This window comes from Paenibacillus turicensis, from assembly GCF_050461185.1.
Classification (GTDB): Bacteria; Bacillota; Bacilli; order Paenibacillales; family Paenibacillaceae; genus Fontibacillus; species Fontibacillus turicensis_A.
Genome location: NZ_JBCMOR010000013.1, coordinates 41,235 through 55,466 on the forward strand (window position 1 = coordinate 41,235; position 14,232 = coordinate 55,466).

The 14,232-nt window shown below is 39.6% G+C and carries 10 protein-coding genes; 9 read left to right on the top strand and 1 reads right to left on the bottom strand.

The genetic code is table 11. The features are described 5' to 3' along the window. Positions 1 to 5 precede the first annotated feature (5 nt). A complete protein-coding gene (locus ABE099_RS16830) occupies positions 6 to 515 on the top strand; it encodes a hypothetical protein (RefSeq protein WP_430032241.1) in 510 nt (169 codons plus the stop codon). Between the two features lie 662 nt (positions 516 to 1,177). On the opposite strand, the gene ABE099_RS16835 is transcribed toward ABE099_RS16830, so the two are convergent. Then, complete coding sequence (locus tag ABE099_RS16835; RefSeq protein WP_430032242.1) at positions 1,178 to 3,385, bottom strand: glycoside hydrolase family 52 protein; 2,208 nt, start codon at positions 3,383 to 3,385, stop codon at positions 1,178 to 1,180. Positions 3,386 to 3,521: 136 nt separating this feature from the next. Between ABE099_RS16835 and ABE099_RS16840 the strand changes: the two genes are divergently transcribed. The 8 genes from ABE099_RS16840 (at position 3,522) to mmsB (ending at position 14,103) form a co-directional block, all read left to right on the top strand. Next, complete coding sequence (locus ABE099_RS16840; protein ID WP_430032243.1) at positions 3,522 to 4,586, top strand: AraC family transcriptional regulator; 1,065 nt, start codon at positions 3,522 to 3,524, stop codon at positions 4,584 to 4,586. Between the two features lie 128 nt (positions 4,587 to 4,714). Then, the gene (gene yfcE, locus ABE099_RS16845; RefSeq protein ID WP_430032244.1) at positions 4,715 to 5,266 is read left to right on the top strand and encodes a phosphodiesterase; all 552 of its coding nucleotides are present in this window, start codon (positions 4,715 to 4,717) and stop codon (positions 5,264 to 5,266) included. Positions 5,267 to 5,651: 385 nt separating this feature from the next. Beyond that, positions 5,652 to 6,659 (top strand): substrate-binding domain-containing protein, encoded by a 1,008-nt coding sequence (locus tag ABE099_RS16850; protein ID WP_430032245.1) that lies wholly within the window; start codon positions 5,652 to 5,654, stop codon positions 6,657 to 6,659. A 118-nt stretch (positions 6,660 to 6,777) separates the two neighbouring features. Beyond that, positions 6,778 to 8,655 (top strand): cache domain-containing sensor histidine kinase, encoded by a 1,878-nt coding sequence (locus ABE099_RS16855; RefSeq protein ID WP_430032288.1) that lies wholly within the window; start codon positions 6,778 to 6,780, stop codon positions 8,653 to 8,655. Positions 8,656 to 8,775: 120 nt separating this feature from the next. Continuing rightward, positions 8,776 to 10,011, top strand: coding sequence for a response regulator transcription factor (locus tag ABE099_RS16860; protein WP_430032289.1), 1,236 nt, complete (start codon positions 8,776 to 8,778; stop codon positions 10,009 to 10,011). A 287-nt stretch (positions 10,012 to 10,298) separates the two neighbouring features. Then, positions 10,299 to 11,384: a multiple monosaccharide ABC transporter substrate-binding protein gene (gene chvE / locus ABE099_RS16865; protein ID WP_430032246.1), complete on the top strand. Its 1,086-nt coding sequence runs from the start codon at positions 10,299 to 10,301 to the stop codon at positions 11,382 to 11,384. Positions 11,385 to 11,405: 21 nt separating this feature from the next. Then, complete coding sequence (gene mmsA, locus ABE099_RS16870; protein WP_430032247.1) at positions 11,406 to 12,965, top strand: multiple monosaccharide ABC transporter ATP-binding protein; 1,560 nt, start codon at positions 11,406 to 11,408, stop codon at positions 12,963 to 12,965. Further along, entirely contained in the window at positions 12,940 to 14,103 is a 1,164-nt protein-coding gene (mmsB, locus tag ABE099_RS16875) for a multiple monosaccharide ABC transporter permease (protein ID WP_430032248.1), read from the top strand. Before mmsA ends, mmsB begins: the two co-directional genes overlap by 26 nt. The last annotated feature ends 129 nt before the right edge of the window (positions 14,104 to 14,232 follow it).

A 14,232-nucleotide genomic window follows, 5' to 3' on the forward strand; every position in this document is an offset into this window, starting at 1 on the left:
GAAATATGTTGAAATTAAATAGAACTGAATTACCGAAGAATTATAATATTGAAATTGATTATTATGTACCTTTTACAATTGAAATTGAGCATAAAGATATTTTTAGTTCAAAAGTTTATTGGCGGACAGGAAATTTGAAGACGTCTATTTTGGAAATAGGTTTAGATGAAAAGACAGGATTATTAAGAGATATTACTTTGGTCTCTGTTGATAAAGCATTTTCTATAGATGTTGAACATACTCAAACCATCCATTCAACAGATACTGGGGTACCTGTATTTGATATTCAAGGAGATATACGCAATAAATTATGTGATATTTCTCAGGATATCTTTGTATTTCTAAGTACAAATGATATTACTGTAAGATTTGGAGATAACATAGATTTTAGTAGAGTAAATAGTTTAGGGAGAATTTATTTCATGTTTGATGAAAATAATATTTTGATATCTATATCAATAACTAACTTGTCAGATTATGAGTATAGTGAATTAAAGGAAAGCCTCAAACTTTAACTCTTCTATCTGATCATTACTAGAAACTAATTTCTCCCATCTTCTTGTAATCCATATATATTTTGATTAGGGGGAAGACCAAGTTTAAGATCAAAGCCTTCAGTATTACCTTTGTGACCTAAAGTAAAGTTAGCAAAGAAAGTTTGATTGAAGAAGATAAATTCAAAGTTGATATTTCTGGATCTGTGAATATGAATTTGTTAGGTGATATCGGTATGATACAATCCGTAAGTGGTTACATTGATAATTTACAGGAGTGATTCCGCTAACTTCACTACTTTGTTTAAATGTGTAGCTTTTTAGTTAAATTTCTTAGACCTTGATTTGCTTAAGGAACTGAGACAGGGATCTAAAGAAAATATTTAATTTTGACTGAAGCCAACAATGTTAACGTTATGCTATTCAGTGTATATGTATATCTTGGTAACATAATAATCTTACGCAAAAATATGCTAAAAATAGTGGGCAAGGTCATCGACGGATGACTTTGTCCACTATTTTCTTTTTTAGAGTATGGCAAAATCCTATTCATCTCATGCTAGTGAGTTTAAAAATTCATGAGCAGACATTTATGATAACTTCGAGATTAATCCCACTTCCCACTAAGAATATTCGGTGATAATGCCTTCAACATTTTTTATGCTATTACTCAGATATATTTTTTACTTCTCATCCAACCACAAAATCGCCGTAACCCCTCTAGGGTAATATTTACTTCCGCATGCTACGCCGGCGAGCATTTGATCGCTCCAGCTCCAGTATGCATTTTCAGGGGCAAGCAGCCAATCTACATGGGCAGCATCTGCGGCTTGACCTTGCTCATCCCATGGCAGTCCAAGAATTTGTCTTGCGATAAATTGGCACAAGTAAATTTTGCTCAGCCAAGAGTTGTTACTTGTTGAAGACAACTTCCAGCCACCATTTTCGAATAGACACACGCCAGGTTGCAGCACATGAGTTAAATGCTGCTTCAATACCTCCAAATATTGACTGTATACGCCGTTTGGATCTAAAGCTTCTTTACAGCCTGTATAAAGTGGGAAAATTAAACCTTCTATTGCAGGAATAATTTTAGAAAAATTATTTTCCGCAATAACAGCAGGGATGTAGCCTTCTGGTGTCATATGGGTGCTAATCGTAGCTGCACATCTTTGAGCTTGAGTGGCTGCAGTTTGTGCTTGTGCATGTAGACCAGCATCGTTAAAGAGCTTCTCTAATGCCACATAAGCTGCCCAACATTTCCCTGCTAAATAAATGTTATTACGTGCTTGACCTAACGAAATATCTAGGCTGTCATAGGTTGTAATTTCTGCCCCACCCATACAACGAGAGCTATCTAACCCCATAATACCGTTACGCTTAGCTTCATCTGGATGATCCCGATTGACCATACTTGTTAAGCATTCTTCCATTAATGGGAGTTGCTCCTTGAGCCAAGCTTGATCTCCGGTATGCTCAATATAGGCTGCCGCACATAAAATCCAATTGACTAATTGCTCATGTGTCATATGTGAGAAGCAATCATCTAAAGCATGTAGCTCATAGGAGGAATAACCCTTGCGTGAGAACGCATTTGCTACACCCATATCATGTGTAAAGCTCACTCCACCAGGATATTCCTTGGAATCCCCAGGGAAGGATACGGTATCGTAATAACGGTATCTTGTAATAAACTGCTCTAATTCGTTTTTAACGGTCCAAGCATTCATTTTTAGCTCAAAAAATAGCTGGTCAACAGTCAGGTCAAAGGTGTTCATCATCCGGTATTCGCCTTCATTAACGACCCATAATGGCTTATCTTCATGCAAAAGGAACTCTGTACAGCCATAATAGCTACGAATGGCGTGTGCAAGCATGAATTTCTGATCTCCATTTAAGGAAGAATCGCTTACCAGTTGATTTGCTTTGTGTGCTTCTGCAATTTTTTGCTCACTATGTGTGAGTGTATATTCGGCAACGTCCTCAATATCCTTGAAAAACTTGGTATAATAATAGCTTGTATCCAGACCTGTTGTTACGTAACCACCACGATAGAAGCAAAGTGCAAAACGGAAGGTTTGCTTTTCTCCAGCAGGTACATCCATTAATAATGCCCCAACCTGACCTAGTCCAAAATGTAAATTTTCTTTTACGCGTGGTTCAAGAATCCCTTCCATTGTAAAAAAGCTAGCACTCGTTACGCGTTCATCTAGCGTTGCAATTGCCACATGTCTTCCTTGTCCTACTCCACACAGCTTGCCGTCGGTTGTATCTGATAAATGGCGCATAGAGGAATAAGGATCATTACCTTGGAAACCCAAAAAGGCTTGTCTTGTATTTTTACCCTTCGTATTGTCGATGGTCAATTCTGCGATAATAGAAGGAACAATCGCTTGCTTTAGCTCATCCTCTTGGGCAAGTGCTGGATCAGGCACACTAGTAAACGGAGAGTATAACTTAAAGGAAATGTCACCCGCTTGCCATTCATCGGTAGCAGCCTCAAAAGTACGTTTAATCTCATTATCAGAGAATGGTTCTATATAAATGGAGGTAGCATTGTTTACTTGATGGTGAATTTCAGTTTGAATGCCTTCCTCAGCTTTAATTCCTTCTTCAGCTTGATCTAAAGCTTCTACACCCGCAGCAGTTTCCTCTTTAATTGCATCTTGTTCAGATGTATAACGTGCACGCTCATCCTCGCCTTGGCCAAAGAAAGGCAATGCCAAATACTTTTTGCTCCCATCTTCCTGTAATCCGATATATATATTTTGATCAGGGGGATGACCAAGCTCAAGATCGAAGCCTCCAGTATTACCTTTGTGACCTAATGTAAAGCTAGCAAAAGCCCCAACAGGGGAATGGTGTGCATTAAAAAATATATTTTTACCCATATTTATTTCCTCCTATTCATTATCATTTTTATATGATAAGTTGATTATAACAAGCTAAAATTAAAGGGACTATGTCCAGATCAGTTAACTTTTTACCCAAATTAATCAACCATATCGAGATATGTAGGGGGAACATATGGGGCAAAATGTGAAACAAGATGTACATCAAGATATTTATCAAGACGTGAATAAAGATTTGGGTCGAGATATGGACCGAGATAAAGTGGATTATAATAAATACCATGTGACGGAATATATGCTTCCAGATATGGAATCGACCTTTCGCGTCTATGCCGCACACATTCGAACAGTGACGAAGGAATGGGCGTATGGGGAGCATAGCCATCCTTTGTTTGAATTAAATGTCGTTTTGTCTGGTGCTCAGAAAATGATTGTAAATGGACAAGTTTATGTTCAGCATGCAGGGGATATTATGTTGTTGCTGCCTGAGGATGTGCATCAGAGTGAGGCAGTGGGAGAGGATGATTTATGTTATTATTGTCTTCATTTTAATGTGGATGATCGGATCGTTCGCGAACGGCTATTTCGCCTTATCCACCGATTTTACTCTGCTGAGCATGGCTTAACGAAAGCCATTTTACCTTCACTTGAGCAGTTAGTCATGATCACAACCCAAGTAGATTCAGCAAAAATTGATAATAAAATGAGAACCTTATCTATTATTTTTGCTCTATTTGCAAGTATAAGTGAATACGTATCTGAGCAAATGCTGGTGGATCGAATGGGAAAAAGCAGTGATGAGGTTGCGGTGATGATTGCCGAACGCTTGGAACGACTAGTGTCTGGTGCAAACGAAGAAAGTTTTAATAGTGCAGACGGTTTAAATAATGCGGATGGCTTAAATAATATAGACTACTTAAATAATATAGATAACGAGGAAATTGCAGATAATGTCATGTCCGACAACGAGCAAGGGGCTGTAGCGGCAGTCATTGCAGATACAGGGTATAGCGCATCATCTTGTAATCGTAGATTCCATGAGGTGTATGGCATGTCTCCAAGACAATACTTATCCTCCCTTAAATTAAAACGGGCAAAATTGCTGCTTATGAATCCTCAGTTATCCATTGAACATATTTCTATCATTTTGGGATATAAGGATATTGCTCATTTTAGTAGACAATTCAAGCGCTGGACGGGAGAACCCCCGGGGAAATTTAGAGCTCGGTTTCATAATTAAGGATTTATAGTGGTAGTTAATAGATAATATAAAAGCTGAATAGTGAAATCAGGATGACTACGTGATAAATTGGTAATGTGGGTTTTCGTGCTTAATATGAAAATAAAACTTAGTTAGGAGAGAAAATTATGAAATTTATTTTTATTTCAGACATACATGGTTCTGCACATTGGCTAAAGCAAGCATTACAAAAGGTTAAGGACGAAGCGGCAGATGAAATTATTTTGCTAGGTGACTATTTGTACCATGGGCCAAGAAATCCGTTACCTGACGAATATGATCCTCAGCAGGTCATTGATTTATTAAACGAACACATTGATCGGATTGTTGCTGTACGTGGTAATTGTGATGCAGAAGTAGATCAAATGCTGTTACAATTCCCAATGATGACGGATTATACGATGTTATATGTGGAAGGACGCCGTATTTTTGTCACGCATGGTCATGTGTACGATATGGAGCAGCTCCCTGCTTTACGTCAAGGAGATGTATTTATTCAAGGACATACACATATTCCTGTTGCTGAGCAAAGGGAAGGCGTATATGTTATCAATCCAGGCTCCATTGCTTTGCCTAAAGGTGGTTTTCCTAATTCGTATGGGGTGCTAGACAACAATCACTTCTATATCAAAGATTTTGATGGCAATGTGATTAAGGAAATTGAATTTTTGAAAGAGTAAATCGACTCTATTTAGAAATTAGTACTTGACAACGATAGGAGTGTGGAAGCTACGATCCAGAGCATTCTTGCGATTGTTGTTAAAATCATATCCCTTTTTATTAAAGTGTATTTATGGATGGAATTTGATTTTAAGAGACAATCTTCAGAATCGCTCTGTTTCTTCGCTAGTTTGGGTTAGTAGTCAATAACTAATTCCAAGATTGAGCCGAAATTATAATGAATTATTTAGCATTTTAGCTTCTTTGTAAGGGAGAGGACTTAGGAAAGTGTTAGTATTGCTGTTCCTTTCCTTCTTCCCCTTTCTTGTTCCTTCTATTTTTATGATTGCGTTTACAATTGAAATAAAGTATAAAAATGATAGATTGTTTGAGGATGTGAATGGAATGAAAAAGATGATGTTTGTTTATATTTTGCTCATCTCGGCGTTTGTGTTATATGTGCTGAGGTTTGAATATACCAATCAAGCGAATCGCTCTTGGGAGGATCGGGGGCTACGTGGCGATATTGGGGAGAACTACATTATGATTACATTCCAATCTGGACTCGAATACTGGAAAAGTCCATTAAAAGGTTTTGAGGATGCGGCAGATGCACTTGGTGTAACTGTGGAATACCGCGGGGCGACGCGTTATGATGCTAAGGAGCAAATAACGGTAATCGAGCAAGCCATTGCGCGTAAACCAGCAGGCATTGCGATATCTGCAATTGATCCAAAGTCATTAGTACCCGCCATTAACAAGGCGATTGACGCTAATATTCCTGTTGTTTTATTTGATGCGGATGCCCCAGGCAGTAAGGCTTACTCCTTTCTTGGTACTAATAATTATAAGGCAGGGGTAACGGCAGCGGACAAAATGGGGGAACTGTTAAAAGGGTCGGGGGAGGTTGCTGTCTTAACGCTTTATGGGCAACAGAATCATGAGGAACGAACTAAAGGCTTTCGTGATACGATCTCACAAAAATACCCTGGAATTCAAGTTGTTGCGGTAGCCAACGGGCACGGCGATTCCATTGCTTCAAGAGATGAAGCGATCAAGCTGATGAAGGCGCATCCTAATTTAGCTGGCATATTTGTAACAGAGGCAACAGGTGGGGCTGGTGTGGGAGAAGCTGTAGAAGGAGCCAATTTAGGGCGTCCCCTGCAAATTATATCGTTTGATACAAATAAAGCCACGTTAGATATGATTAAAAAAGGGACAATTTCAGCTTCAATTGCACAGGGTACATGGAATATGGGATATTGGTCGCTTCAATATTTATTTCATTTGCATCATCATTTAACGATTCCCTCTCCTTCTTCCTTTGGTGAAAATGCACCATTGCCAGTATCGGTGGATACCGGTAATTCTGTCGTGACAAGCTCAAATGTGGATGATTATTATGCGAAATAAGGGAGAACGACAGGATGGTTTTTGGGCTAAGGGTTCCAACCAGGGGTTGAAATCGAGTTTGAAAGGAACTTTGAAATCAATCTTGAAGTCAGCCTTGGAAGGATTACGCTTACGCAATATGCCTTTACGTTATCAGCTAATGCTTCTATTTTTATTGTTTGCGATCGTACCTTCCGTAGGCTTAGGTTTGCTTGTAAATTATACGGTAGAGCGTGTCGTCGAACAGCAGGTGGAAGGGCATACGATGCAGCTTATCAGCAAAGTGAATGAAGCGATTGATAGTAAAATGGAAAATTTGCAAAACATGACTTATTTGATTGCATTTGACCCAGATATCCATGCATTTATGCAGGGCAAGGTTCAACTCAGGGGCGATGAAAGTAATAAAGATATAAATACAGATGCGAATAGTAAAAATGTAGATATTTTTTTAAAAGAAGAAAAGACTCAAGATTGGCTTTATGGTGTGAAACAGAAGCTACAAGGCTTTACGACGTTATATTCTGAAATAGCAGGAATTGCACTTGTAAATGAAAAGGGAGATTACATCAGTAATGAAATGTATCCTCGAACGGAGCAAAATTTAACGCAGGAGCAGTGGTATTTACAGGCAGCAAAAAATCCTGGGATTTTTACGGTGTTAGGACAACCTCAAGATCGAAATATAACGACACATGTTCAATATAAAGATGATGAAATCGTCTCTGTAGCACGTTCCGTCACAGATGAAGTATCAGGACAGATCCAAGGTGTAATTTTAATTGATCTCAAGCTAAGAACGGTAGCACAAGCGGCTAGAAATGTCACTTTAGGCAAATCGGGTTATGTAATGGTAACTGATGAAAGTGGGCGAAGTGTATATAAGCCTCATAAATCTCTTATTGATCACATTCCAACACAGTGGTTTCCAACTAATGAAAATGGCACATTTAATGCTAATGCAGAGGGTAGAGACCTGTTATTCATGTATCAATCCTCTACTTTTACGGGCTGGCGAACTGTAGGCGTATTTCCTGTCAAGGAAACCATTCCAGAGGTGCGTCAAATTCAGTTTTATGTCGTTAGCTTTGTCTTTGTGGTCTGTTTATTTGGGCTTAGTGCTTCTTTATGGTTTTCAGGCTCAATTGCACAGCCTATTTTTCGGTTAATGTCTTATATGAGACGGGCAGAAAGTGGTGACCTTAGAGCAGGACGCTGGAGTGATCGCAGAGATGAAATTGGTATGCTTGGTCATAGCTTTAACCGTATGCTAGCTCAAATACAGCAGCTCATCTCCCTGAACAAGCTTCGAGAAAAGCAGAAGCGAGAGGCAGAGATGCGTAGCCTACAAGAGCATATTAAACCTCACTTTTTATATAATACACTAGATACGATCCATTGGATGGCACAAAAGGAAGGGGCGAAGGATGTCTCTGAAATGGTGGGAGCATTGTCACGCCTGTTTCGTATTGGACTTAGTAAAGGGAATGACTTTATTCCTTTAAAAGCAGAAATAGAACATATTACGAGTTACTTACAAATTCAACAAACAAGGTATCGTAATCGATTACAAATTGAGTTGAATATTCCTGAGGCGTTACATGAGCTCGTTGTACTCAAATTGTTGCTTCAGCCTTTGGTTGAAAATGCAATTTACCACGGAATCAAGGGAAGACGTGGTCCAGGTAAAATTACCGTTGAGGCAACAGTGGAGCAAGGTAAGCTGTTGTTACGTGTTCAGGATGATGGGGTAGGAATGTCGGCTGAACGGCTTGAGGAGATGGAACGTTTCTTAGCAGAGCCGATGGAAAGCTTGGACACGAGAGGTTTAGCTAAAGATAAAGGAAGCAAAAGCTATGGCATGTTAAATGTACAGGCACGTCTTCGTCTTTCCTTTGGTGCAGAGTATGGGATTAAACTAGTGAGCAACGAAGGTCAAGGGACCTGTGTGACGATTATCCATCCATTACTACAAGCGGTGCCGGTGATGCCATCTATGAAGCAGGAGGAAGATTAGCAAAGCTGGGAATGCTGGGAAGCTTGGGAAGGTTAGAAAGTTGAGAATGTTATGAAGGTTAACTGTTTGCTGATGACACTTACATGGAGGTGAACATACTTGGCGACTGAAACAATCCAAATGGAAACGTACTATCGGGTGTTGATTGCAGATGATGAACCTATTATTCGAGAAGGACTACGTGATTGTATAGACTGGACGGCACTCGGGATGGAGGTCGTGGGTGAAGCGGAGGACGGAGAGGAAGCATTAGAATTAGCAATAAAATTAAATGCCGATATTTTGCTCGTTGATATGAATATGCCCTTTTTAAATGGGATTGAGTTGATTCGCCGCCTTCAGGAGAAATGCCCGCAATGCCGTTTTTTGATCGTGTCAGGACATGATGAATTCTCCTACGCTCAGGCAGCAGTTCGTCTTGGGGTAGATGATTATATCCTAAAACCTGTGCAACCCACACAGCTTAATGATGCGCTTGCACGCTTGCGTCAGCGAATGGATGAGGAACGTAAGCGACTTGCCTATGTAAAGCAAGCAGAAGGTCAGATTGAGCGCAATATTCCGTTACTTCGCCAACGTTTTTGTCTGGAGTGGTTGGAAGGACAAGGAAGTGGAAATGAAATTACGGAACAGGAAATCACGGAGCGGCTCCTTTTCTTAGGGCTACCCTCAGCCCCTCCTAACTACATTGGTGTCGTGCGATGGCCTTTGGCGGAAGCTAGGCAGACGATGATGTCAGAAAATGACCGCCAGTTGTTCCTATTTGCGATCGAAAATATTATTGAAGAATTGGTTGAACCTATGCCATATGTTTTGTTTAGAGAATCTAATGGATTAATTGGGATATGTCTATGGGGACAGATCACCGATGATCTGGATTCTCTTATTGAGCAGCAAGTCCTCACCTATCTAAACATTGCCATTCATGCCCATTTTGAGCATTACGTTGGAGCTTTAGAGGGGGTAAGTAATCTTTACCGAATATGTCGTGAACGTATTTATGCTCATACAGACCTATCCCCACTGGTTCGTCGCGCAAGGGGACTGATTCAAGCTAATTATGCTGATCGTAATTTGACGTTGGAGGAGCTTGCTTCTCGGTTACAGGTCTCTTCTGTTTATTTAAGTCGGGTGCTTAAAAAGGAATTAAATGACTCATTTGTGGCGCTGATGACCAAGGCGCGGATACGCAAGGCGATACAATTGCTTGATACTACGACTTTACCTATTCATGAAATTGCAGAGCGTGTAGGTTATGACACCCAACATTATTTTAGTACAGCCTTTAAAAAAACAGTTGGTGTCTCACCTGCACAATATCGTAAAAGTAGTGGTACAGAAATAAAATCGTTGTAGTATGACGAAATTAAGCCACAAAAAACTTAGTAAAAAAGGACTTATTATGCTTTGCAAAAAGCGAATAAGTCCTTTTTGTATTGTCTCTAAAATGAAGCTGACAATCCATCACAAAAGTTAAAATTTTATAAAAAAGGTTTCGTTTGTAGCAAAGACCTCCTAATGCCCCGATGCTACGATAGATTCAAATAGAAAAAGCAGCTAGAAGCTATTTGTAAGCGTTATCTTTTCCTGTTCAAGCTGGTAGGCTTGATTGCATTTCATGATTGGAGAAAGGGGAACTTCTGATGAAAAAAGGGGCAGTAATGATCTGGCTTCTCTTAGTGGCAGTGCTTGTATCAGGCTGTAATTTGGCTGAAAGTAAAGTTGGCAGCAAGGAAAAAGGATATGTTGGAATTTCGATGCCAACTAAATCGTCCGAGCGTTGGGTGGGAGACGGCGAAAATATGGTTCGTCTGTTTCAAGAGCAAGGTTACAAAACAGATTTACAGTATGCGGAGGATGTTGTAGAAAATCAAATTTCGCAAATTGAAAACATGATTACTAAAGGTGTAGACGTCATGGTCATCGCTTCTGTGGATGGGAACACGTTAACAGATGCCATTAAAAAAGCACATGATCAAGGCATTCAGGTGATTTCATATGACCGACTGATCCGTAACACACCTTATTTAACCTACTACGCGACCTTTGACAACTTTAAAGTAGGGGTACTACAAGCGTCATATATCGAGGAAAAGCTAGGACTAAAGGAAGGAAAAGGACCATTTAATATCGAGTTATTTGGCGGCTCTCCAGATGATAACAATGCGTATTTCTTCTTTAATGGAGCGATGTCGGTTCTGAAGCCATATATAGATTCCGGTAAGTTAGTGGTCCGAAGCAAGCAAACCACCATGGCACAGATTGCTACACTACGCTGGGATGGTGCTTTAGCGCAATCCCGTATGGATAACCTGCTTAGTGCCTATTATTCTGGAGAAAATTTGGATGCTGTGTTATCTCCTTATGACGGAATTAGTATTGGGATCATTTCATCACTAAAAGGGGTGGGTTACGGCAGTGCAAAAAAACCATTACCTATTATTACAGGACAAGATGCTGAACTTGCTTCGATTAAATCAATAGTGGCTGGTGAACAAACACAGACAATTTTTAAAGATACGCGCAAGCTAGCAGAGCAAACAGTACAGATGGCAAATAGCATTTTGCAAGGGAAACAAGCCGAAGTCAATGACGAGGAATCATACGACAACGGAATTAAGGTAGTTCCGGCTTATTTGCTTGATCCTATTTCAGTGGATCGAAGTAATATCGAGAAGGATATTTTAGGCAGCAATTATTATACCAAGGAAGAAATCGGACTGAAGTAAACATAGAAAGGAGTAAATCCTATGAGTGACATCATTCTGGAAATGAAAGGCATCACCAAGACGTTTCCAGGCGTAAAGGCATTGGAAAATGTCAACCTCAAGGTTAAAGAGGGGGAAATTCATGCTTTATGTGGTGAAAATGGGGCAGGTAAATCTACGCTCATGAAGGTGCTTAGTGGTGTTTACCCGCATGGAAGTTATGAAGGAGATATTTTGTTTCGAGGGAAACGGTGTGAATTTAAGGATATTAAGCAAAGTGAAGAGTTAGGCATCGTTATTATTCACCAGGAGCTTGCGTTAATTCCGTACCTTTCCATCGCAGAAAATATTTATTTAGGTAATGAACGTGCAAGCAAAGGGATTATTGATTGGAAGGAAACGTATGTCGGTACGCGTGAATTGCTTGCAAAGGTAGGGTTAAGTGAGGACCCGAATACTTTAGTGTCTAACATCGGAGTGGGTAAGCAACAGTTGGTCGAAATTGCGAAAGCGCTCTCCAAAAAAGTGCGTTTGCTTATATTAGATGAACCTACAGCGGCATTAAACGAAAATGATAGTGAAAATTTACTTCAATTAATGCTGGAATTTAAAAAACAAGGTATTGCTTGTATTTTGATTTCACACAAGTTAAATGAAGTATCAAAGGTTGCTGATTCCGTTACGATTTTGCGTGATGGTAAAACGATTGAAACTTTAGATATGCAAAAGGATAACGTGACAGAAGATGTGATTATTAAAGGCATGGTAGGACGTGACCTCACGCACCGTTACCCAGAGCGACATCCCAACATTGGGGAAATCTTACTTGAAGTGAATAATTGGACGGTTTATCACGAGCATCATGCAGATCGAAAAGTATTAGACAATATAAACCTAAACCTTCGTCGTGGTGAAATTGTAGGCATTGCAGGACTGATGGGTGCTGGACGAACGGAATTCGCAATGAGTTTATTTGGCAAATCGTATGGGCGTAATATTTCAGGCGAGCTCATTAAAGAAGGGGAATCCATTCAAAATAATAGTGTAGATGAAGCGATACAAAATGGTTTTGCTTATGTTACAGAGGATCGAAAGGAATATGGACTTATTTTAATGGATGATATAAAACGAAATATTTCTCTTACAGGCATAGAGAAGCTGACCGCAAAGGGTGTTGTTAATGAAAGAGAAGAAGTGCTTGTAGCTGAAAAAATGAAAAAGGATATGAACATTAAAGCGTCTAGTATTTTGCAAAAAACAAGTGATTTAAGCGGGGGAAACCAACAAAAGGTCGTATTAAGCAAATGGATTTTTATGGAGCCAGACATTCTTATTTTAGACGAACCGACACGTGGGATCGACGTTGGTGCAAAATACGAAATTTATACCATTATTCACCAGCTTGCTGCCGAAGGAAAAAGCGTGCTTGTTATTTCATCGGAGTTGCCTGAGGTACTAGGCTTGTGTGACCGAATTTATGTGATGAATGCTGGACGTATTACAGGGGAAGTAAGCCGAGAGGAAGCAACACAAGAAACGCTGATGAGATATATGACGAATTCAGGAGGCGGGAAGCATGGAAACGATAACCAAACTGTTTAAAAATAATATACGTCAATATGGGATGATTATTGCACTTATTGTAATTATGTTATTGTTTGAGGTTCTCACTGGGGGATTGCTGTTAAAACCAATTAATATTACGAATTTAATACTGCAAAATAGTTATATTTTAGTGTTAGCGATTGGTATGGTGCTTGTCATCATCACAGGGCATATTGATTTATCTGTAGGTTCGATTGCTGCCTTCGTGGGTGCTTTTTCTGCGATTATGATGGTAAATTGGCAACTACCAACTTGGCTTGCAGTGATTGCTGCATTGCTTGCTGGTGCTTTAATTGGGGCATGGCAAGGCTTTTGGGTAGCTTATGTGCGAATTCCCGCCTTTATCGTGACCTTGGCAGGGATGTTATTGTTCCGTGGACTAACGATGATTGTATTAGAGGGACAGTCGATTTCACCTTTTCCAAGTGGATTTCAAAAAATAAGCTCTGGTTTCTTACCGGATTTCCAGTTTGCAGGCGTTAGTTTCATTTCGATTTTAATTGGAGTAATTCTAACCGCATGGTATATTTACACTGAATTACGTGAGCGGCGCGCTCAGCGCAAATATGGTTTTGACGTATCATCTCAAACAATATTTTTACTCAAGCTTATTGTAGTTGGTGTAATCATTAATTTATTTATGTTCATGCTAGCAAGCTACGCAGGGATTCCGAATATTTTGGTTCTAATGTTTGTGCTCATTATTATGTACTCCTTCGTGATGAATCGAACTGTCATGGGGCGTCATGTATACGCACTAGGTGGCAATGAGAAGGCGGCTAGTCTTTCTGGGGTAAAAACGAAAAAGGTAGCATTTTGGGTATTTGTAAATATGGGTGTGATGGCGGCAATTTCCGGTTTGATTTTTGCAGCACGTCTGAATGCAGCTACACCTAGAGCAGGTACAAACTTTGAGCTTGATGCGATTGCAGCATGTTTTATTGGTGGTGCTTCAGCATCAGGTGGGATTGGAACTGTGTTTGGAGCAATCATTGGTGGTTTAGTAATGGGTGTTTTAAATAACGGGATGTCCTTGATTGGCTTGGGGATTGACTGGCAACAGGGCATTAAGGGGTTAGTGTTATTGCTAGCCGTTGCTTTTGATATTTATAACAAAAATAAAAGATCAGCTTAAAAGAATAGTATGAATGATTTGCTGTAAAAAATAAGAGGATACACTCGGAGCAATTTTTTATCGCTTCGCGTGTATCCTCTTAAATTAATGAGACTACTTACTAATTTACTATATTAGCTTGTTAACTAT